This window comes from Pseudomonas tehranensis, from assembly GCF_014268615.1.
Lineage (GTDB): Bacteria > Pseudomonadota > Gammaproteobacteria > Pseudomonadales > Pseudomonadaceae > Aquipseudomonas > Aquipseudomonas tehranensis.
Window position 1 is genome coordinate 1 of sequence record NZ_JABWQV010000016.1, and the last position, 22872, is coordinate 22872.

The 22872-nt window shown below is 56.8% G+C and carries 14 protein-coding genes and 1 pseudogene; 2 read left to right on the plus strand and 13 right to left on the minus strand.

The features are described 5' to 3' along the window. Positions 1–48: 48 nt before the first annotated feature. The 7 genes from HU811_RS05530 to HU811_RS05560 form a co-directional block, all read right to left on the minus strand. On the minus strand, positions 49–786 hold the full coding sequence (locus tag HU811_RS05530; RefSeq protein ID WP_186654528.1) for an SDR family NAD(P)-dependent oxidoreductase: 738 nt from the start codon (positions 784–786) through the stop codon (positions 49–51). 9 nt (positions 787–795) lie between these two features. Further along, on the minus strand, positions 796–3666 hold the full coding sequence (locus HU811_RS05535; RefSeq protein ID WP_186654531.1) for an aminotransferase class III-fold pyridoxal phosphate-dependent enzyme: 2871 nt from the start codon (positions 3664–3666) through the stop codon (positions 796–798). Between the two features lie 44 nt (positions 3667–3710). Further along, positions 3711–4916 carry a beta-ketoacyl synthase N-terminal-like domain-containing protein gene (locus HU811_RS05540; protein WP_186654533.1) on the minus strand — a complete coding sequence of 402 codons (1206 nt, stop codon included), beginning with the start codon at positions 4914–4916 and terminating at the stop codon, positions 3711–3713. Next, positions 4913–6211: a beta-ketoacyl-[acyl-carrier-protein] synthase family protein gene (locus tag HU811_RS05545; RefSeq protein ID WP_186654534.1), complete on the minus strand. Its 1299-nt coding sequence runs from the start codon at positions 6209–6211 to the stop codon at positions 4913–4915. The genes HU811_RS05540 and HU811_RS05545 overlap by 4 nt, the downstream gene beginning before the upstream one ends. Next, a complete protein-coding gene (locus HU811_RS05550; RefSeq protein WP_186654579.1) occupies positions 6208–7134 on the minus strand; it encodes a beta-ketoacyl-[acyl-carrier-protein] synthase family protein in 927 nt (308 codons plus the stop codon). Before HU811_RS05550 ends, HU811_RS05545 begins: the two co-directional genes overlap by 4 nt. Positions 7135–7291: 157 nt before the next feature. Then, positions 7292–8566 carry a beta-ketoacyl-[acyl-carrier-protein] synthase family protein gene (locus HU811_RS05555; protein WP_186654535.1) on the minus strand — a complete coding sequence of 425 codons (1275 nt, stop codon included), beginning with the start codon at positions 8564–8566 and terminating at the stop codon, positions 7292–7294. 11 nt (positions 8567–8577) lie between these two features. Continuing rightward, positions 8578–9147 carry an acyl carrier protein gene (locus HU811_RS05560; protein ID WP_186654536.1) on the minus strand — a complete coding sequence of 190 codons (570 nt, stop codon included), beginning with the start codon at positions 9145–9147 and terminating at the stop codon, positions 8578–8580. A gap of 294 nt (positions 9148–9441) precedes the next feature. On the opposite strand from HU811_RS05560, the gene HU811_RS05565 reads away from it, so the two are divergent. Together HU811_RS05565 and HU811_RS05570 are read left to right on the plus strand one after the other, a co-directional pair. Beyond that, a complete protein-coding gene (locus HU811_RS05565) occupies positions 9442–9726 on the plus strand; it encodes a hypothetical protein (RefSeq protein ID WP_186654583.1) in 285 nt (94 codons plus the stop codon). Next, positions 9657–10353, plus strand: a pseudogene (locus HU811_RS05570) (tyrosine-type recombinase/integrase); the annotation flags it as partial. The gene HU811_RS05565 and the pseudogene HU811_RS05570, both read left to right, overlap by 70 nt. Before the next feature lie 65 nt (positions 10354–10418). Here the strand turns inward: HU811_RS05570 and HU811_RS05575 are convergent. From HU811_RS05575 to HU811_RS05600, 6 genes are all read right to left on the minus strand, one after another. Further along, entirely contained in the window at positions 10419–15770 is a 5352-nt protein-coding gene (locus tag HU811_RS05575) for an ATP-binding protein (protein WP_186654537.1), read from the minus strand. A 151-nt stretch (positions 15771–15921) separates the two neighbouring features. Further along, positions 15922–16122: an AlpA family transcriptional regulator gene (locus HU811_RS05580; RefSeq protein ID WP_186654538.1), complete on the minus strand. Its 201-nt coding sequence runs from the start codon at positions 16120–16122 to the stop codon at positions 15922–15924. A gap of 285 nt (positions 16123–16407) precedes the next feature. Further along, positions 16408–17223 (minus strand): HNH endonuclease family protein, encoded by an 816-nt coding sequence (locus tag HU811_RS05585; RefSeq protein WP_186654539.1) that lies wholly within the window; start codon positions 17221–17223, stop codon positions 16408–16410. A gap of 2 nt (positions 17224–17225) precedes the next feature. Continuing rightward, positions 17226–19070, minus strand: a complete 1845-nt coding sequence (locus HU811_RS05590; protein WP_186654540.1) for an AAA family ATPase — start codon at positions 19068–19070, stop codon at positions 17226–17228. A gap of 1 nt (position 19071) precedes the next feature. Further along, positions 19072–21060 carry a restriction endonuclease subunit S gene (locus tag HU811_RS05595; RefSeq protein ID WP_186654542.1) on the minus strand — a complete coding sequence of 663 codons (1989 nt, stop codon included), beginning with the start codon at positions 21058–21060 and terminating at the stop codon, positions 19072–19074. Further along, a complete protein-coding gene (locus tag HU811_RS05600) occupies positions 21060–22838 on the minus strand; it encodes a class I SAM-dependent DNA methyltransferase (RefSeq protein ID WP_186654545.1) in 1779 nt (592 codons plus the stop codon). The genes HU811_RS05595 and HU811_RS05600 overlap by 1 nt, the downstream gene beginning before the upstream one ends. Between the last annotated feature and the right edge of the window lie 34 nt (positions 22839–22872).

A 22872-nucleotide genomic window follows, 5' to 3' on the forward strand; every position in this document is an offset into this window, starting at 1 on the left:
GGCCAATTCCATTGGCCGCGCCGGTAATCACAATCGTGCGTTCCTGGCTCATAGCATTTTCAACCCGCCGTTGACGGGTAACACTTCGCCCGTGACGTACAGGCCGCGCTCGGCCAAATACAGCACCGCGTCGGCAATTTCTTCAGGCCGGGCGAACCGTTTGATCAACATCCGCGACTGGATTTCCTGTTCATGGGCCCCCACCAGGGCTTCACTCATTTCAGTACTGACAATGCCCGGCGCTACCGCGTTGACCCGGATGTTGCGCGGCGCCAATTCCACCGCCAATGCGCGCGTCAACGCTTCTACACCGCCTTTGGCCGCGGCGTAGTTGCTCTGACCCTTGCCGGGTTTTTGCGCGGCCACCGAACTGACGTTGACGATGCACCCGCTGCGTTGGCGCATCATGCAGGGCAGCACCTGCTGGCAGCACAACAAGGTGCCGATCAGGTTGGTCTGGATGACCTCGGTGATGTCGTTCAACGATTGCGTGGCGAGCAAACCGTCACGGGTAATACCAGCGTTGTTGACCAACAGATCGATACATTCAAAACGCTGTTCCACCCGCTCAAAAAAACCCTGAATGCTCTGCGCATCTTTGACATCGCACTGCACGGCCAGACACTCCCGACCGAGCCCCTCGACCTGCGCCTGCAATGCAGCCGCAGACGCCTCGTCACGGACATAGCTGAACGCGACCTGATAACCCGCGCCGGCCAAAGCTAGCACGATGGACTTGCCAATGCCGCGACTGCCGCCGGTCACGACAGCTATTTTCTGAGTCATGGCCGTTCCTTACAGAGAGTTTTGAGTTTTGAATTGCGCGAGGGTGAAGCCGTGGGTCGCCGCCAGTGCGCGCACCTGCTGGACTTGCCCGCGGCTGATATCGCCGTAGGAACCGTGCTGGCTCATGCCGGACAAGCCCATCAGCACCGATTCGGCCATGCAGGCATACAGCTGACCTTGTTTCAGATAAGCCCGCACGTTGGGCGCCAGGCCGTCGTCGAACGGCGTCTGGACGATGCCGCCGTGCATGTAGAGCACATCTTCGCGTTGGCTCGGCAGGTCTTGATGGACGTTCAGCGGTACGGCGATATCGCAGATCACGCTGCGCTCGGCGAAATGCCCGGCGCCGAGAAACGGCAGAGGCGCATTGGCCGCACACAGGACAATCCGTGCGCCCTTGAGGGACTCGAGATCATTGGTGACCGTGATGAACGCGTTCGCGCCAAGGCGCTCATCCACCAGACGGGCGATGTGCAGGCCGAGGTCGGTTTTGTGCCCATGGGCGTGCAACAGGTCGCGAAAACCATCGAGGGTCAGCAAGCGCTGCGCCAACCGGTCATGTTCGGCTGTGCCCTTGAGAATCGAACGGGCCGCATCGGCGTAAATCAGTTGGGCGGTTTTTTCCAGACGCCGAACCGAACCGTCACGGCCGCTGCCAATCAGAATCAGATGATTGACGGTGGCGGACAGCACCGAGGCATAGGTCGACGCAACGTTACCGGCGGCACCGACAACGGCGGCGGTTTGCTCGCGCAGTTCCAGACCTTGCTGTACACAGCCTTGCTCGATGGCTTCGAGCCCCATGCCAATGGTCAGGGCGTTGCCGGACGTCAGCGCCATGTCGGCAATTTTCAACGCCTGGCAATTGTTGGTGACGATCGAGGTGTACATCCCCAAGCCGGCAATGGTGCATCCATCGGCGCGGGCATCGGTGACACGCTTGCCGACCTCATCGCGAATGGTGTCCAGATCACCACTGAGGATGTACTCGGCCATGGCATCGGAATCCATGCACAGCGGGTACAAAGTGAATTCCACCGCCATGCCGAGGCGCGAGCGAATGATCACCGGGCCGACCGGCGCAGCGCGGCGTTCAGGCTTGGTGCGGTTGATGAACGTACGTTTCTGCTCCGGGCTCAGGGCCGCCAGCGACGGGTCGACGTCACCGAGGATATCGGCGTCGATCAGGTGGTTGATGAACGCCACGCGGGCGACCACCTCAACATCGGAATCGGCTTTTTCAGCAGGCTCGGCTACCCGAAAGTCGTCCTGACGGGCTGGCACCGCGGGGATCGAGTCTGCGCAGATACCTGCCGCCAACGGGAACGCATCGCCACGGCGCAACATGTCGCACACCCGCTGCAGGGCGCCGATCAACCCGTCAATTTCGGTCAGGGTGATACAGGCTGGAGGCTCCAGACGAATCACATTGGAGTTGCTCCCCGACGGTGCTACCCGGAACGCTTCGAACTGCAACAGGTAACCGGCGATCAAGTAACCCAGGGCATCGTTGTATTGAGCCGATGCCTGAACCAGCGAGCTGCTGACACTCAAGTCGTGCAATTCGAAACCCACCAGCAAGCCGCGCCCACGCACGTCGGCGATCACATCCGGATAAGCCGTCTTCAGTTCATTGAGCGAGGCTTTGAGGTAGGCGCCCTTGGTGCGGACTTCCTTGAGCATCGCGTCATCATTGGCGAACAGTCGACGCAATGCCGACAGGGCGATATGGCAGGACGCATCGTCCTCGGCAAAGGTCGAGCTGTGGATGTAGCTGAACTCGCCTTCGTAGTGGCCGCTGCGGATCACCGTTGCGGCGATTTTCATCAAGCCGCCGCCGAGGGCCTTGGATAGGCAGTAATAGTCGCCTTGCAGGTTGAACTGGCTGCTGGCGAGAAACGTCCCGGCACGGCCAAAACCCGACTGCACTTCATCGACCACCAACGGGCATTGCTGCTCGTTGCACAGCTTGCGCAGGCCCAGATAGAACTCGGCCGCGAACTCGTTGATGCCACCTTCGCCCTGAATCGGCTCCATCAACACGGCGGTGATTGCGCTGAACGGCAGTCGCAGCACGTTCAGGTGTTCGCCGTCCCATTGCAGGCTCAACCAATGGTGCGTATGCCGGGCGGGCAGCTCCTGCAACTGATGGGGTTGGTGTGGGTCGATGAACTCGACGTTCAGACCAAAACGGGCAAACGGCGCCCGATACTGACGGCCGTAGGTCAGTTGCACGGTATTGACCAATTTGCCGTGAAAGCTGCCGCGCAGGGCGACAAATACCGGTTCGATGTGCAACTGCGCCAGGTTGTGTTGGCGAACGGCTTCAACCACCTGACGCAAGGTCACGCTGTTCAGGGTTGCCGGCAGGACACCTGCAGGCAGGTCGAGGTCGGCCACATCCAGTTCGCGGTAAGCGCGTTCGCTCGCCGTCAAGCCGGCCAGGGTGAAGTCAATGTCATCGAACTGCTTTTGCAGGTTTTTCTGGCGACGGAACTCCGCGTGCTTGACGGCAATTTCCACCGCCTCGGCGCCGCTGTTGGAGAAGGTCGTGATATAGCGTTCGGTGCTCTTCAGTTCGCGATTGAACGCGTCGCTGAGTTCTCGCCCCAATTGCCCGGCCGCACCGCGGATCGACATTTGAGCGTTGAACGGCACGTCGCTACGCAGCAGCGTGCAGAGCTGATCGACAAACTGCGGGTCGTTGTGACCGAACAGGGCTGCACCGTAGCCGCCGAGAAAATCGGTGACCGTGACCATGTCGCCCTTGGGGTTGCGGTAGAACAATTGGCTACCGAGTGCGCGCTGAAACTCACACTCCAAGCCCAGCGCCTGGAGCAGGCCGACGAATTTGGGCCGAACGAAATCGCGATAATCCATGACAGTCATATCCCTTGAAAGTAGAAAAGAGCCGGTCGGCAGCGTCAGTCCTGAGGGACCTCTGCGCTGTAGAACAATTGAAAGGCAGCGCTGAAACCGTTGTCGTCGCGGTTCAGCACCAGGCAATGTGCAAGGCTCGCCGGGTGAGGCGCACCTTGGACAAACGGCAGGTTGGCCACCGGCTGCTGCAAACCGGCGATCGGCGGCACCTGCTGAGCCTGCAAGGCACCACGGGCGAGGATCAGATCCACCAGGCTCGGCGCAGCGCTGAGAATGCCGTTGATCGCCAGGCCACTGGTGATGTGCGAGGCGCCCGTACGGGCCAGTGTTTGGCACAACTCGCGGTCTTTATGCGGATCGCCAGTGCCACTGCACACCAACACATCGGTCGGCCTGTCGGGCAGGCTCAAGCGAGCGAGGATGGCATGGGCGGTCATGTCGGCGAGGCAGGTTTGAGGGCCTGCCGGCAGGTCTTCGCGCCGACGCAACACCAATGCTGCCGCGCCTTCCCCGGCAATGCCGCCGATGCCCCGAAGGTCAAACGGCAACAGGGTGTCCGAGCCATTGGCGCTGATGACGCCCGCCTGGACCAATCCAGACAGCGCCAGTGTATCCAGCTCGCTGCCCGCGCCGACGATGATTGCCGCGTCAATTCGGCCGGCCTGCAAAGCGGCCGTGGCCTCACGCAAGGCCGCCAGGTTGCCGGCGACGCCTTGCATGTAGGCGTTGCATTCGCCCACCAGTTTCAGCGCCAGGCTGGTGACACCCAACAGGCAGTTGCTCAACCCTTTGAGTACCAAAAAGGGGTCCTGGGCGCGGTCTTGCAGGATCCGTTTAGCGAACGCTGCCATATCGGCGACGCCGTCCTGCCGACAGCCGTGGAGCAACTCGGCATAGGATTCCAGAGACGGATGGGTGTACCCGCCCTGACAGCAATACAACCCGAAACGAACACCCGGTTGCTCGCCCGTCAGGCCAGCTTCATCCAACGCCTGACGTACTGCGCTGACGCCCCAGATCACCGCCGGCGTGCAATAACGCTGAAGATTTTGCGCAAGGTCTTGTCGGCTACGTTGGTGGTCCTGGTCCTGAATTTGCCCGAACGCCACCACGCGCTCGCTGTGGAACCGTCGGGTGTTCAGCGCCGTAATGGCGCTGCGCCCTTCGTTCGCAGCCGCCCAAAATGACTCGACACCCCATCCGCTGGGCAGCACGCAACCTGCGCCGGCAATCGCGACCGTTTTTTTCATCGCGAAGGCTCCCGGTACTTGCCCAGCGCCAGCGAGGTGTTGAGGCCGCCGAAACCGAAGGAGTTACTCAGGGCAACATCGACCTTGCGCTTGACCGCTTGATGGGCGCAGTAGTCGAGGTCGCATTGTTCGTCGGCATCATGCAGGTTGAGGGTCGGCGTGACCCGATCGTCCCGGCAGGCCAGAGCCGTGAGCATGAACTCCGGGGCTCCGGCGGCTGCAATCAGGTGGCCGAACTGGGATTTGTTGGCCGTCACCAGCAGCCGGCGATAATGCTCGCGCTCGGTAAACAAGGTCTTGATCGCCAGGGTTTCGGCGGCATCATTGAGGGGTGTCGACGTACCGTGAGCATTGATCAGATCGACTTGCCGGGGCGCCAGACCGGCATCCGTCAGGGCCGCCTGCATCGCCAGCACCGCTCCCCGGCCCTCCGGGTCGGGCGCAGTGACTTTATAGGCATCCAGGCTGCTGCCGAAGCCGAGCACTTCGGCGTACGGCGTGGCCCCCCGGGCCAGTGCCCGTTCGAGGGTTTCGAGCACGACAAAACCACCGCCTTCACCGGCGATCAAGCCGCTGCGATGGCGGTCGAAGGGCCGACACAGTTCAGTGCCCCAACGCTGTTCGCTGCTGGCGGCGCCGAGCAGATACAGCGCGGTCATGGTGTCCAGGCTCAGCACCGAATCGGCGCCCCCGGCAATGGCCACATCGACCTCGCCGCGACGAATCATCTGAAACGCGTTACCAATGGCTTGGGACGCTCCCGCGCAGGCGCTGCTGATATTGATCACCGGGCCTTCACTGCCGATGCCATCGGCAATCACCCGTGCAAGGCGGTCGTTGCTCTGGCACAGCGAGCTATCGGGATCGACCTGCGCTTGTCGCGTCATCAATTGAGCCCATGACGGCGCCTGCGCCGGGTTGTCCGGCAGGCTCAGCAGCATGTCCTGCAAACGATGGGCCGGTGCGCCGGAAGCCGACAATACCGCTGCACCGCGCAACTGTTCTGGGCTCAAGCCACCGTCGGCAATGGCCTGAGTGGCCGCAATCCAACCAAAACGGGTGCGTTTTTCCAGCGATAAACCCCAGGCCGGATGGTCCTGCAAGTGTGCTGGCATCAAGCGCATATCCACGGGCGCCGCGTAGCGCAAAGGGAACGCGCTCGCCTCGACGCCTTCCGGTTGCCATGGCCGAATGCAATGTTCGCCGGCCAACATCTTTTGCCACATGGACTGCCACTCGAAACCGAAGCCGGTGACGGCGCCCATGCCCGTGATCACGATCCGTGTGGGGCTCATGGGTAACTCTCCATTGTCTCTCTGTCCAACAGCGCTCTGGCCAGCAGCACCGCACCCCAATGCCCGCCTCGGCTGTGCTCGAGCAGCAGCGTGTAAGGGCTGGAGTCCAGTGCCCACGTCGCAGCGATTTCGGTGAGCAAGGCACTAGTGCCCAAGTCGCCTACCAACGCCTTTGAGTGTTCGAGGGCGTGTCCCGCTGAGGTGAACAACGCGGCAATCTGTGGGTCCTGTCCATCGGCGACGACCTGCCCGACATCGCTGAGGCAGAGCTTTTCGTTGCTCAAGGCACGTTCGATGACGTCGCGACCAACCGCCACTCCACGCTCGGGCTGCGCGCTGTAACCACGGGCAAAACCGGCAATGCGTAACGCTGATTGAGCACCCTTGGCCGGGCCGGTACTCAGTAACAACGCTGCCGCACCTTCACCGAAAATCCACGGGCCGGGGTTCACGGGTGGGTGGGTAACGTCACGCAGGTACAACGCAGGGGTGATGTTCGGACTGCTACTGACCACCACGGCGGCATCGGCGCGACCTTCGCTCAGATGGGCTGCGGCCTCCATCAAGGCATCCAGTCCCGCATTGCCCTGGGAGCAAAAGCCGCCCATGGGACCCTTGCAATGCAAGGCCTCGGCCGCGTGGGCCATGACGCTGCTGTTGAGCATCATCAACGCATGCAGCGGCGGTGTGTGGGCAAAGAATTGCGCCAGCAGGTCCGCCGGTTGTTCGCCAATGGCCTGCACCGCGTCCCAGCACGAACTCGGGCCATCCACTTCCGGGATGGCGGCAGTCAACGCGATCCGCTCATCGGGCAGTTCCAGCCTACGCAAGGTCTCGGCAAGACGGCCGGCGCAATACAGTAGACGGGCGCCCTGAGGCTCCAGGCTGCGGGACAACTTGCGGTCGTATACCCCGGCCGGCAACGCGGGCGCTGTGACGCAATGGGCCAGGCGTGCCGTGTCGAAGTCCAGTGGTAGCGCGGTCTGCGGTTGGCTGTCGCGAGACACGCATTCAGTCCCGGCGGCGTTGAGTACCGACGCTGCGGTGATGTAAACGGCTGTCGAATTGGATCTGGTCATTTCATGCCCTGCCCAGCACCAACGAACTGTTCACGCCACCAAACCCGAAGGAGTTGGAGAGCACGACATTGATCGGTTGCTGCAACGGTTCGCAAAGGAATTTCAGCTCCGGAAACTGGGATTTTTCCGGCTGAAAATTGAGGGTCGGCAAAGCCACGCCCAACTGAATGCTCATCAACGACAGCACCGCCTCAATGGCGCCACTGCCTGCCAATGAATGCCCAACGGCAGACTTGTTGGCGGTGAACGTCATCTGTTCAATGGTTTCACCGAAGACCTGCGCCAAACCCAGGGCCTCGCAACGGTCATTGGCCTGAGTCGACGTACCGTGAACATTCACATGGTCCACAGCAGCGCTGGCCAGTCCGGCATCGGTCAGGGCCGCAGCCATGCAGGCGGCGTACTTGCTGCCGTCGCGACTGCTGGAGGTGATTTTTTCTGCCTCGCACAGGTTCGCGTAACCCAGTACCCGACCCAACGGGCGGGCCTGACGACGCTCGGCATGCTCGCGGGATTCCAGCACCAACAGCGCGGCCCCTTCACTCAGGACAAAACCGCAGCGATCCGGCATAAACGGCCGACTCTGTTCCTGTGGGGAAAAATCCACTCGCTGGCAGAGTGCACCCAGTCCGTCGAAGCTGTAATAGGACAGTTCGTGGGCCATCAACTCCACGGCACCACACAACGCCAGGTCGATCTCGCCACGGGCAATCGCCCGATAGGCGCTGCCGATGGCCATGGTGCCGGCGGCGCATGCATCGGAATGGGTCGAAATATGGTCACGTACACCCAGCCATTCGGCGAGATGGCGGGTTTGCTGATCGACCCGCCGGGCAAACGCCCCACCGCTGAGGGTGTGGTTATCCAGGTATTGGTCGAGATCGACCCGTCCCTGATCGTCCATGTAACGGCTGGCGTCGCGCAGATCACCGCTCACGCAATGTTTGTTGGCTCCGACAAAAATGCCGCTGGCGATCCGGGCAAATGCGCCATCGGCCAACCCGGCATGGGCCAGCGCCTGACAGGCCACGTAATGCGCCAGCCATTCCTGGCGGGAGGTGGTCTGCAGATCGCCCGGGAAAGCCGCCGCGATGACCTGCCATTGTTGTTCATCGACAAATCCGGCCGCCGGGTTCGCAAACCCCAGCTCGACAAACGCCGGGTGCTGGCGAATGCAGGAACGCTTTTTGCTGATCGTCGTGAAGAGCGAGGCCGCATCCAGTGCCGTGGGAGCCACCAGACCGTAGCCGGTGACCAGAACTTCTCGGGCCTGCATCAAGTCAGCCCCTACGCCGAGGCTTGTAACTGAGTGGCCGCGTACTGCTCAACCAACAGACGCGAGATCGAATCACCGTCCAGAGGGGTCAGGCGAGCACTGCAACCGCCGCACACCACTTGTTTGCGCTCATTGAGCTGGGCGTGAACCGCGCCACATTCCGGGCAGGTCTCGGGGAGATAGCTGAAAACGTTATGGCATTGCTGCGCCCAATTACGCACGGTGGTGGCCGCGAAGACATCACCCGGCTGCATGCCCACGCGCAACTGACCCGGCGCATAAGCGCTGAGGCTCTGTTCCAGCAAGGCTACGCCGTCCTGCGTGATGCGCCCTTTTTCGACAAACCGGGTCGCGTCGCCGAACACCGCGACCGCGTGATCCAGCACGCTGGTTTTCGGCAAGGTGCAACCGTATTGGCGGCCCAGCTGGAAGCTCAGGTCGACGATGTCCAGCGAGTCGGCGCTGAGGTCGTCAACGATACTGCTGTGCTCTGCCACGTCGCCCATATCCATCACCAACAACTGCGCAAGAATCTCCCGCGTACTGTTGATAACGCTGTCCAATTCCAATGGATTGTTCATTGATTGTTCCCCTACAAAAACAGCATTAAATGAATAAAGTCATCGGGCCAAAAAAGCTGTTTTCAGGCCAAATCTATCGAGGCGCGGGAGTCTAAAGTCTCCCCTTAAGGGGAGAGTCAACTTGCCATTATTGCTTTTGAGAGAAATCCCGATGAGCCCTGACACCCTTGGTTTAAGCACCTCAATGGTGCTTGGATAGGGATCGTAAAATGACAAAATCGATTGCTTGAAACAGCACGACAGTTCCAGATGGGGCGCCCGGGAATAGCACATCGAGCGCTAACAGGTAATTCAATGTCGAGCACAGACAAACGCCCGCGCTCGTCCATGGCGCCGACCCTGGTGCAATCCGCAATCAATCTACCCAACTTCGGCAGCCGCAATGGCCCGACCGAGCTGGAACAGGGATCCCTGGCGGACATCCGCAAGGCCCGCAACCAGGCCCGAGCGCTCATCAACGAGCAGATCAATCCCAACGAACACAAGAAAACCGTCAAGGCACAGGCATACGCCGCGGCTACCCGATGTCTTGGGCAGAGCAGTCGATGCTGTTCTCGGAAATCCCTGATCACCTATTGAGGATGGCGCTCTACAAGATGAACACCGGTTGCCGGGAGCAGGAAGTCTGCAAGCTTCAATGGGATTTGGAGATTCGGGTGCCGGAACTGGGAACGAGTGTGTTCCTGATTCCTGCTGACTTTGGCGGGCGGAGTGAAAAATCTGGCGTGAAGAACGGCGACGAGAGGCTGGTGGTGCTGAACAAGGTGGCGATGTCAGTCATCGATGGCCAGCGCGGTCTGCACTCGAAGTATGTCTTTCCGTACGGGCAGCCTGACGAACATAGGCCAACCGCCATGCACCGGATAAATGACACAGCGTGGAAGAAGGCCAGGGTGAGAGCAGCGGCAAAGTGGGATGGAACACAAGTCACCGGCACACCCTGGGTTCAGATCGATCAGGATTCACGACCTCAAGCACACCTTTGGCAGAAGGCTTCGTGCAGCGGGCGTGACACTGGAGGATCGGAAGGCGCTCTTAGGGCACAAGAATGGCAGCGTTACGAGCTACTATTCTACCGCAGAGCTGGAGCAGTTGATTATGGAGGCGAACAAAGTGTCGGCAACCGATTCGCGAGGACCGGCGCTGACCATCTTGAGGAGAAAAACTGTAGTGGTATGCATTGCTGAATCTGAAGCGTTCCATTAGGCACTAGCTGGGGTAAATGAATCACCTCTACGGAAAATCTGTCATCCCAGCTGCGCTTCGTAATATCAAGCGCCGTCGATAGGTGTCGGCTCGAACGCGTAGACCACGCTGCCCCTTCCAACGGTTCGAAATGCACCCTCCCCTTTGGCCGAGAAAGGGTTTGCAAGCAGCATCCAAGTCATTCGTATCGGATCGTCGACATTAGCCAAATACAGGATTCGGTACTGATGCTCTCGATCAGCTCGATAGCGTTGTGCTGTGAATATCTCAGTGGGGCCCATTTCGAATCGCTGTGGGTTACCAGTACTAGCTTTTACCTCGTAGTAGTAGGTGCGACTCTTCGTTGCGACGATGAAATCGTAGCCCAATGTGTCTAAGCCCCCGCTTGTGTTCAGGACTGCATCGCGATAACAGGATACCCAATTACTTTCGTCGACTGACTCGAGATTGTGACGGCGGCGTAACCATTCGCGAGCCCAAAGCTCGCCCATCAGACCTACTGCCAACTTCTGTTCGTCCGACATGCTGGTCTCAGGCAACTTCGGTGCTCCGCGAGAACTACCTCCACCATGACCTCCACTCCACGCGGTGGGATCCATTGGCTGTAGCACCGTCTCTTTCGACGAGACGGAGTTCAGAGCGGGCGCTTTAGCAACAGCGTCACCAACGGCAGCCGCAATGTCCGCGTACTTATCCGAAAGCGCGGACATGATGACCCCGGCAAACTTCACCTGTACTCGGCTATTCAGCCGCTCGGCATGCTCCGTTCTCGCGCGCTCCTCACTACGGGCAAAGCTCTCTAGAGACAATCCCCATGACACTAAATCGGTGCTTGGCGGATGGCCAACGGGCCAAATCCCGTCAACGGATAAATGGTAAGCGATCTGATCTTCATCAAGTACGCGAAAATCCAGCCAACCACGGCTTCGTGCACGCGCCATAAAAGCATCGTGTGATGCTTCTGAATTACCCCATACCTTACGAAACTCAGAATCCAAGGCTTTGCCGGGAGCACGACACCTCGCGGAAAGAATTGGCAAGAACTTGCCCCAAAAGTCGCGAAGTTTGGCGCCGTTGATCGACCTGCACTCAGTTAGGGTGTGCTCCAGCGGCATTTGAGGAGCTTCAGCCAGAAAGCTTTCTTCGATCCACTTATCGATGTAAGCATCCATCACAAGCTCAGGCAGCTCGTCATATGTAGTGAACCAACTTGGATCAGGTGATGCGGTTAGTGCGCTATCCCTAGCGGATACATAAGGGTTTAGTGGCTCTCGCCTATCGAACATCCCGGAGGCACGTAAACGCAGCCGGTCTGCGACCTCGGGCTGACGCTGACGCAAATGACGCGCCCAAGCATCCTGGTGCATTCGCTCATTGCTCACGGGTTTGTAGCGATCACCTAAACCTGAGATGGCGGCATTGAGCCGAGCGATAGGCAGAGAAAATTCTGCTTTTAAATCAGATAGATCAACGAGATGTATCATGCGTTCTTCGAGATCAACCAGTGAAGTCTCGAGAGCGAGAGCCAAGCCCTCGAATGCAGCGCGTAGCTCCTCATCACGAGGCTGGTCCCGTGTAGAGAGTTCCTGCAAGAGCGTAGCGGTCTCGAATGCACCAATGCAGAGGGATAGGGGGATAGCGAGATCAAGTATCCCAATCAGGTCCCCACTTGCAAGGCAGCGCGTTTGACGAATGGCCTCAGGCTCGACGCCCAGAGCGGCGGCCATGATCTGGTCACTGGGTATTTCTTCGAACTGGACGCGAGCAGCTGTGAGCCGCAACAAGGCTGCCTCGAGCCCGTGAGCCAGCTCACGCGCGCCAAGAGCTACCGCGAGTTGCCCCGCAGCTCCTGCAAGATCTTCAAGAGTCAAAGATCCGTGCTCTGCCTGAATGATCAATACCGGGCCAACGGCTCGATGGAGTGCGAGTGAGCCACGCAGCGTTGGAGGCAGGGCAACTCTCATATCGCCATGCGCGATCTGAACCTTTCTCCCACTGACCACGGCCAACGCCCTCGCCGAGTGCCGAACCCTTCCGAGCATATTTTGCGTTGCTTGCACGAATGCGCTGCTCTTGTGCGCTGCCACGTTGACAAGGAACTCGATGATCCATGGCCCAACGATGTCGCTCAGCAGGCGGCTTGGCATTCCGTCATCGAACTTTATGTCGTCAACATAAACCTCGGCCGGCTCATCAGAAATGCGACGGAATTTACCCGGCGCGCTGGCGTTGACCCACTCCCATGCAACCGCCGTATCTCCGTGCACAAAATCGAAGACAGGTTCGCCAACGTCGAAAAGCAGCTGTTTCTTTAGTCCATCTCTCTCATCATCGAAGTAAGCTTGAACGATGCCTTCCGTTGCGTCGGAAACAACCTTAATTTCTCTTCCCACGAGAACTGGTACGCACGGGCTAGGCTTAGGCACCCCTTTCCTACATGCGATGGCCCACAGACGCTTAAACAACTCCTGGAATCGCCGGACATCGCGAATATCGGAGATCCCTGCAGAAGCGGCTTCAGATAGAGCAAATAGAGCGCGTTCGGCATGCCGCTCATCATTGAACAGTCCTAACTCTGCGCGGCTCTGTAGCCACTCGAGCGTTGTAGCGTTGATCGCGCCGGCCACTTGGTGCTGCACGAAATCTACGAAACGTGGTGGCCGCTCCTCATCAGTATTGAAATACCAAGCCTCAGAAGGTTTGACAAACCGTAACTGACCACCCGGCCGTGTGACAGGCAGCCACTCTGCGCCAGTTAGGAAGGCCTGCAACGGTGTCGACAAGTTGTGTCGCTCGGCGGCTGCGCCAGAGTCTGCACGGACAGCGGAAAACCATAGGTGCTCGTCGTTAAGCGCTCGCATGGCCAGTGCGATCTGAACCGAATAGTCGCGACGCACCTCAATCGGAAATGACTCATAGTCCCACTGTCCAGGGATGCGCCAAGACCGAAGCTCGGCACGATACTGACGTGAAATAAACATGCGCGCGCAGTCCTTCGTAAGCTGCGTTCTCCAGTGCGAGCGCAACGCGTCGGTGAGTCCAGTCACTTCACGCGAGATAGCAATCGGCAGATAGGCGGAATTACCGGAGGGTTTTGATGTGACCTCTTCACCGCCGACGGGGCGCAGACAATCCATTACTCCAGCTGCAGTGAGAAATCGCACCCAATCGGCCTGGTCTCCATGGCGGACTGGCCATGCCGCATGCGCGGGGAGCAGACGTGCAAGTGATTGCGTCAAATCCTCAGAAACGCTGGACGTGCTTCGCAGCAGCGCTTGCAACTTCTTGCCATTCGGAACCGCCCAGCCATCACCAAACATTGCGGCCTCGGCGTCGATCCAGCCGTCGAGCGTCGGAACGAAGAATGCAGCTGAGCGTGTCTCCTTGTCAGACAGCGACCGGCCGCTACTCCATAAGCGAAAGGCCCATTCGAGCGCCTGTGCGCGGGTGCTGTCGGTACCTGACGTGCGAGTCACGCCAGCAAGAGTGCGTAGCACGTCACGAGTGTCGTATTCACGGGCCAGCTTGCCGGCAATAAGGAAGGTGCGGCCAGGACGATAGCCACCATCGTCCTCCAGCCACGGCACGTCGCGGCTTAAGAGGGCGAACCCCTTTCGCAGGGTCGCAGGCAGACTCTCCAATGGCAGTGACTGTTTGCTAACGTCATCGTCAACATCTGCGTCGACAGACAATACCGGAGCAAAATAGACGTCCGCTGCGCGCCGCCTGCGGCCAGAGGTGCCGCTAGAGGGAGGCTCGCTACTGATAAGATCACCGCTCACGCTGAGCAAAAAGTTCCTGCCGAAGAGTGTGGATGCATGACCAGCCAATGCGACAGATATCTCGTCGTAGAACGCGGCCCACTGCTCGGGCGCAACACTTTTCTCATGCATTTTTCCAGCAACTCTCTCCACCCAGCTCGCGACAACATCAGGAGGCGGTTTGAAGTCGGTAAAGCGAAGTTGTACGTACAGCCGGTCCAGCGCCGCTCGTTGTTTAAAGGTGAGAGAGTCGACCAGAATGCGGCCACCACCGACCTCGCAGATGCTCTTAGGTGATAGGCACGCGTCGTGCGGAGCGGACCATGCATACGTTTCCTTGGGCGAAGCCCAAGTAATCGTGTCGTCTTGTCCGCGAACGGGGAGGAACTCGCGACTCAAGATACCTTGACCTTTGTCGCCCATTGCGAGCTTAAGTTGCTCCAGATACGGCTGTTCCCAACAGAGGAGACTGACAACTGCGCTTGGGGCCTGTGGCCACTCGCTTTCAACCAAGAAACCTATCAACTGACAACTTAACCAAGCGGCCGTTTGCATGAAGGTTTTATTGAGTTGAATAGAGGCGTCGACGGCCCGTCGATCCATCTTCGTGTAGAAGTTTGCGTTGATGTAGCCGGCGAATGGGGCCTTACCCTCCACCCCAAGCGGAAGAAAGCAGTACAGTCTTCCTTCGTCCAAAGGTGCACCAAGCGGGACGGCGACGCTAATCCGGGCAGTCCCATCCCAAGCTTTCCAGCTTTCCGGGACTTCACCTTTTTCTAGACTCGATTCAAGTGCTTGCCTGAAAAGGCCGTCATTAATGTCCCAGTGGGCCGCTACGAACTCGTCGGTACCGAGCCTGAGTTGCGTCACCGAGATGGGGCGGTCGACCTTGCAGCCCGGCGGCTCAAAAGTCCAAGTCTTCACTACCGAACGATCCAATACGAAGGGTTCCCCCTCTCCGAGATCAAGCGAAATGCGCCCAACACGCTCGAGAAACAGGTGAAGCGGCGTAGTGAGACTTTTCAACGCTTCGAACTGCGCCCTCACAACCTGAAGGGCGTCGAATGATTTCAGCGGTAAGCGAACAACAGTGGCAAAACCTGCCTCGGCGAATCGAGCCACGCTGGCACCAGGTTCGGTGGGAACAGGCAAGTGCCAGCACGGAAGATTACGCGCCATCTCCTCAACGATGTCGCCCGAATCGTCACCAAGTAGGCTGCGCAAGTCGTCGGTGGTCGCGAAGCGAAAACAGTAGCCATCGAACGTGCCGCTTCCACCTTCGCCCTGAACCGAGTAGATCTCGGGCCAATTACAAACCTGCAGGACACTTCTAAAGCCGAGGCCTTTATTGCCTATGCCTGCGTTGACTGGCTTACTGCTTAGAGCAATGTTGGTGATAGCCTTTAGATTATTGCCGGCGAAACCGGCACCACGGTTTGCAACGTAGAGACATCCATTCTCTTCGGAGGCATCCAACACTACGACAATCTCACCGTCGTAGCGTAATGGATCGTGGGCATCATGAGCGTTCTGGATAAGCTCTACGAGGAAACGGTTGCCGTAATCGTCAGAGACGAACTGCGACATGTTTCGAACACTTTGATAGAGGCTCGGATCGCTACGCGCGGCCATGTAGTGCGAGATGCGCTCATGCATAAGCCGCTCAACCGCCCTTGTAGGTGACGACTCCAGGCCGCTAGCTGATGCTTCTGGAATTGAAGTCATGTAACTTTTGCCCTTTTACTGCCTTGTAATGTAGGTAATGCCCAAAATGAGCGACTGGGCTTTAGCTGGTTCTACATCGGCCTCAATTCATCGAAGGCTTTGCGCAATCTCTTTCGGCGATCCTGCTCTTGATCCATTCATGAATCTCACTCTCAAGCCAGCCAACACTGCGGCCAACCAGAGGTACTGGTTGCGGGAACGCCCTATAACTAATGAGCCTATAGATTGTGGATCGTGCGAGGCCAGTCGTGTTGATGACCTCTTTTAAACGAATAATCCTCATGACTGAACCAATAATAACGCAGGCCAATACAGGCGCTTGAGGGGAACAATGCGTTTTGTCTCAGAGACGGTTGCACCATAGTGCTCAATCACGCACGCACCACATGATCTAAGGTCCACATGACCAGCAGGATAGATGCATGGCCAGCCTCGTGCTGGGCATCCGTGCTGAAGCCACCGGTACTCAAACAAAGGTATCGATCATCCTTATGTCGACCGCCCAAAAAGCTTCGAAGCTCCTGTGCCACGTTGAGGTTGATTGGAAGTTTGGTCATATCCGTAGCTACTACCGTTCAAATACCGCGGCAATTACAGCTTCAGGCGCTTGCTTACGGATGCATGCTTCTGCAACGGATGAAAACTCTGCATCGTATTTCACCTTTTCCTTTAAGCGGGCAATTGAGGTTTCCTTCATAATCCAAACCAAGGCCTGAGCACCATGGGCTCTAGCACCACGATAGTCTTCAATGACCGCTAGACATTCATCCCATTTTTTCCCTCGCTTTTGATTTAAGCGATCAATTCTGTTTAAGCCAAGAATTTCGATGGTTTTTTCTGCTTTAAATCTCTCCAGATCATCAATGCCACCAGCTAATACGGCAATGCAACCATCGTCGTCGCGATCGTAGGAAATTAACCGTGCTTGATCCGTTAACGGGTCAATTAAAACCGCACCTTCGAGTCGAAGCTGCACTTCTGAGCAGTTCACTGGGGCGCGCCGTTCGCCATGCATCAAAGGAAAAATATCACTCTTTTTAGAGTTGATTAAGTGACCGGCAATGACATAGTTTTTCCAATTAAAGGTTAGCCACCAATAGCCATCATCGTAACTTCCATCCAGATTCTTTACCCGACCTTTAGGCCGAAAGTGGTCAACGTGAATCGGCGAGATAGACTCCTCCGCCTCGGTGTACCAACATTTATTAGAAAATTGACTCATTAGCCAATTACGAATACGAGCATCACGCCAGAAACCTTCATGTCTATCGAGTATCGTTTGACGGGATGCATCGTCTGCGGCAGCTTGTATTTGCGCAGTAATAGCATCAGCTTCGGCGATCCAGTCAACTGGTGGTGTACCTGTAATAATCACCTTGCGCATGCTTAACCCTTTAACTTCTCAGATAGCTCTTGCGCAAGCGAGGAAAGATCATCCATTCGCTGAGCTTTCACAAGCTGCTCCATAACTTTCTCAGCCAAGGCATTTTGCTGTTGTAACTCATCTTCGGTTAACAATTCATCTAGCGGCTTGCTGCGCACTTTGTACATTTGCTCAATGAACAGCTGATACATCGGATCACGGTATTCTCTCGAGAAGCCCAGGTCATCTAGGCGCACAACCAAACATTCAAGTTCTTGCTGCTCATCATGGCTCAAACCTTCGTGTTTTCTTCTGGCCAGTAAGTCGTTACGACGTTGAAGGGCGTTTAATGTGTGCCGATCAAGCGTAGAGGGTAATCCAAACATTTCACTCTTTAATAATCCCGACACACCCATGCCTTGCGGATGCTCGTCAGGCTGTTCCACCAGCGTGTTGCCATCTCTTTTTCGAATAATGTGAACCTGCTCTTTTCTAAGTGAGCCCACCATCATAGGGTCGTGGGTGGTGATCAGGATTTGTGATTCGCCTTGTACCAGTGAATCATTTTCCAAACTCAACACACCTTCAATATCGTCGAAGTAGCGAAGCTTCCAGATCGGGTTCAAGTGAGTGTCCGGCTCGTCGAGCAGGAACAGGCAGTGATCTTCACGGGTGATGCGCATCAAGCCCAGCACCGTAAGCATCTGTAGCTCGCCTTCGGACAGCTGGGTGAAACTCACCTTGCCGCCATGCTCATCACGTTTCTTGACGGTAATGCGCACCTCATCGATCAAGTCGCCGATATAGGCACCTTCGGCATAGCGGAAGAAGCTATCGGTGCCGCCCATCCAGTCGCCCAGTTGTTTGAGCTTCCCCTGGCTCGGCACAAACAGATAAAGCTGTTTCTGCTTCTCGGTTCGACCACGGAAGTCGATCTGCTTGGTGGCTTCTTGCTCGATAGGTGCCCAGGCCACTTGCCAAAGCTTGTCGAGAAACTCACTTACCACGTTGCCACGGGCATACCAGAAGCGTGGGTCACCTTCGTTCAGTTCCTGCTCGTCGAACCTGCCGCCACGGCGTTTTTCACGCAGGCGGTGTGGCTCTTTCAAAACGAACAGGGCCGATTCCAGCGACTCAATGTGCAGGTTTTTGAGAACCTTCTGAAACACAGGGTCATCCGACAGCAAACACGCGAGCAGCACCAACTGGCTGTGGCCGCCACGGCAATAGAACAGGCGACGCAAGCGGTCATCGCCCGCTTGCTTCAGGCGCGACTCGCGGCGACGTTTGGCCTCGTCCACCGCGCGAATATCGGCTTCGGATCCGACAAAATTCTCCAGTAAACGCTCTGTAAGCACCTCGTCAGTTGTGATTTCCTGAAGCCGGTTAAAGCGGCGTTGATGTTCTTGGAACAACGCCTCAATGCGTTCATTTCGTCCGGAGTAATAAGCGAATATATGTGTCGGTAGTAAGCGTGGCCCGCGACGACGGTCAAGAGGTTCTTTATCCGGCGGGTCGTTTTTATTCAGGTACTCTTGATTGACACGTTCACCATCCACCCACACAAAGGGGCGCTTCTGCTTGGCGGTATCGGCCTCGATGCGCACGGTGTGCCCGCGAATGCTGTACTCCAGCGTGTAATCAAAAGCTGCTTCGCGGTCCAAATCGACATCGCGGAAGATGGTGATCAGCGCTTCGATTAAGTTGGACTTACCGATACCGTTCTGGCCAATTAGGGCATGACTGCGGATGGGCTTAGGTTCTGCATCCGCTGGAGCGCCCGCAGCAGACTGCAAGTGCGTATCGAATGCGATCTCAAGGCCTCGCAAATTGCGGAAAGCCGGGATGCGGATGCGGTGTAGTTGCATATCAGGCACTCACCGTGTTGGACTGGTTTTCGTGCACTTCGGCCACTGTGGGCTCCAGAATCCAGCCGTGCGCCACTTCGGTTTTCAGTTGCGCGTAAAAGGCGTCGATCTCACCCCCAAAGCGCTGCCATAAGTCCTTGGCGTTCATCTCGCCGTTGTTGCGGGCCAGGATGGTGGCTAACGACGCTTGGTCATTGACTGCTGGGGACACCCCCAAGCGCAACGGGGCGATCAGATCAGTTTGCGGGGCCTTCATGGGTTCCTCCTCTTGTTCGTTAGCGATGCCAGTGATACTTGAAACGGCAGTTCTAGCAAGGTGCTCCGCGAGATTTTTGCCGGTGAGCAGTTTTGATTCGAGGGAATCGCACAATGTCATCAACTCATTAACCCTGATGACGATTCGAACTTGCTCCATCGTTGTAGGCAATGGCATTGCATGTAACGCGAAGTAACCTGTTGGAAGTCGCTTTTGACCTGCAGTACCAACCATGTTTATCTCACCATGAAAACGGAACAACGGTGATTTAAGAAACAAATAAACAAAGCTAGGTAATACACCGGGGTGGATTGAGCGGAAAACGTGAAACTCTGTAGATCCTGAACCTAAGCCATTATTTAAATCTCTAATGACAGCAGCTTTTCCATTCTCAAAACAAGGAGTAATTTTGGCTAAGATAACGTCTCCGTTGGAGATATGGGTGTAACCCTTGTTAATTTCACCCCAAAGTCTTGGCTCTCCGCGAAGTGGAGCATTGTGTCGCTCCGAAACGCCCCTCATAGGTAGAAAGGTAGCGGTCAAATCGGCTTCGGCGTTATTACGTGGATTGATTTCACCCAAATCAAGCAGACGACTCCATTGCCACGTTGAAGGTAGGCCTATCTCCGGGGGCAACAACGGTTCAGACTCCAATTTCAGCGCGCGTTTATATTTTTTCTCCGCAATTAATTTCTGACGGGTACTAGAAATTTCGGCTAAAAGCCCTTTCGCATCACCTTCCGCAGAATCTTGAACCACCAAGCGACCCGTAACAGCCAATTGGTAAATCACTTCGCGCAACCCAGCCACATCCTCCGGCACATGAAACAGCCGCCCGAAGTTCTCAGCCAAGCGCGCCCAGCTGGTTTGCAGTTCGTGTGGACTATTGGCGCTGGTGACGGCTTGCAGAATCGATTGGCGGAGGTTGTTTTGCAACTTCCGTCGAGCCTGCTGCTGCGCTTCCAGCCAGTCGCACAAGGCCATCAGCTCATCGACTTTGGCGACGATGCGGGATTGTTCGGCAGACGATGGCAGGGGTAAAGCACGGGTCGCAAAGTACTCAGTTGGCAATCGTCTCTGACCTGCAGTACCGGTCATATTCTTCTCGCCTTCAACAGCGAAATATGGCGACCTCAAAAACAAGTAGATGTACCCCGGCAGTATGCCAGCGTGGATCGGTCTGAATACGTGAAGCTCGGTCGTACCGGCACCGATGCTGTGCTCCAATCCTGCAATAACGGCGGCCTTACCGTTCTCAAAGCATGGTGTGATCTTGGCAATAACGACATCGCCATTTCTGAAGTGAGGGAACCCCTTCTTTATACTTCCCCACTTCGCAGTCTCAGGCACCAGTGCCCCCATATGGGTTTCAGAGAAACCTCTCATCGGTATAAAGGAAGCAGCAGCCTCATCGGGCGCATCGTTTCTCGGGCTAATCTCGCCAATATCAAGAAGACGCGTCCAACACCATGAGGTAGGAAGCTCTATAAATGACGGGATATCGAGAGCTGCGCTCTCTAGCTTTGGCAGGCGTTTGTAGGCTTTCTCGCGAATCAACCGATTCCGTAATGTTGTGATGTCGGCCAGTAGTTGGCGCGCGTCACCATCGATACCGTGTTGAGGCGTCAATGCGCCTGTAATTGCCAACTGGTAAACCATTTCACGGAGCTGTTGGATGCCCCCCGGCGCATTCGCAATATGCCCAAACTCAGCCAAAAACCGCTCTGCGTCCATCAGGCTTCCTCACCAACGAAGTGATGGGACAGTGCGGCCCCCAATTCGCTTTTGAGCTGGTTTTCGGTTTCTTCGATTTCGCCCAGCAGCTTTTTGTATTTCTCCAACAGCAGGTCAGGATCGTGGGTTTCTTCTTGCGGCTTGTTTGGATTTGGCTCATCAAGATTGAAGATAGGCCAGTAGATGCGATCACCTGCAAGCTTCGCATCGCGGGCTTGCAGGCGCAGCGTTTCGGCTTTCGCACGCAATCCTGCGATCTGATTATCGATCTTCTCGCGGTAGGCCGTACCAGTGCTTCCGATCAAGCTACGGCGCAAATCGCTGGCTTCGCCTTCCAACGCGGCGGCCTGGTTATTCAGGTCGTCAGCGCGCTGCCAGTGCGGTTGCGCTGCAGCTTCGGCCTGCTCGCGCTTAGCTTTGAAATCGATCTTCCACGCAAATTCGTTTTCCACACGATCAGCGAAGTCATTGGCTTCATCGCCCCACCACTCCTGTTCGACTTTGAACTCCTTAAACTGAATGGGCTTGGTTTTGGAATAGCTCTTGTAGCCATTCGGATAAGGGTGCTCGTAGAACCAAATCGTGTCGGTGTGGAAGTGCTCAGTGCCATCATCCACCGTGGTGCCTTTAGTGAAGAACAGCAGGTTGGTTTTGATGGTGGTGTAGGGAGCAAACACCCCCTTAGGCAAACGGATGATGGTGTGCAGATTGCAGTCGCGCAGCAGCAGTTTTTTCAACTCATCCTTAACGCCAGTGCCAAACAAAAAACCATCGGGCAGCACCACGGCGGCACGACCATTTTCCTTCAACAGTTTCTTGATGATGAGGGCCATGAACATATCGGCTGTCTCGCGGGTGCGCAGATCAGCCGGATAGTCACTGCCGACGCCATCCTCTTCATAACCACCAAAGGGTGGGTTGGTAATGATGCAATCGACCTTGTCGTTAGCACTCCACTCGTTCCAGCCGATGCCGAGGGTGTTGCGGTGCTCGATCTGACTCGGTACATCAATTCCGTGCAACAGCATATTGGTGGTGCACAGCAGGTGGGGCAGCTGCTTCTTTTCGATGCCGTGGATGAGCTCTTCAATGGCGCGTTTGTCTTCAGCGCTGGATTTGATTGTGAGCTGATTGCGGAAGTGATCGATAACGGCGGTCAAGAAGCCGCCTGTGCCGCAAGCTGGATCCATCACGGCTTCACGCTTGTCCAAACGCGGGTTGACGCGATCTGCCATGAAGGAGGTGATGGCGCGCGGAGTGTAGAACTCTCCCGCGTTGCCGGCACCGCGCAGATCATTCAGCAGTTGTTCATAGACGTCGCCCAGCTGGGCGCGCTGTGTAAAGTCGTCAAAGTGGATCGCTTCTTCCAATTTTTCGATCACAGCAAGCAGCTGTGGACCGGATTTCATGTAGTTGTTGGCGTCTTCAAAAACCTGCTTGATGACTTTATGCTGCGGGCTTTTGCTCGCGTCGATTTGGTCTTTGAGGGCTGGGAACAATTCGTTATTGATGAAGGCGATGAGCTCGCTGCCAGCGACTTGCGGTTTCTTCTTGCCTTCGGCATCGGGCAAATATTTAGCCCAATTGCGCCAGCGGAAACGCTCTGGAATAGGAGACTGATATTGAACGTTATCGTCTTCCCACTCGTCTTCGCGCTGATCGAAGACCTTGAGAAAGAGCATCCAGGTAAGCTGTCCCAAGCGCTGGGCGTCACCGTCGACACCGTCATCCTTGCGCATGATGTCCTGGATGGACTTGATGGTACTGCTGAGGTTCATCGATTGACTCTCTTATCTTTCGGCTTGATGCGCG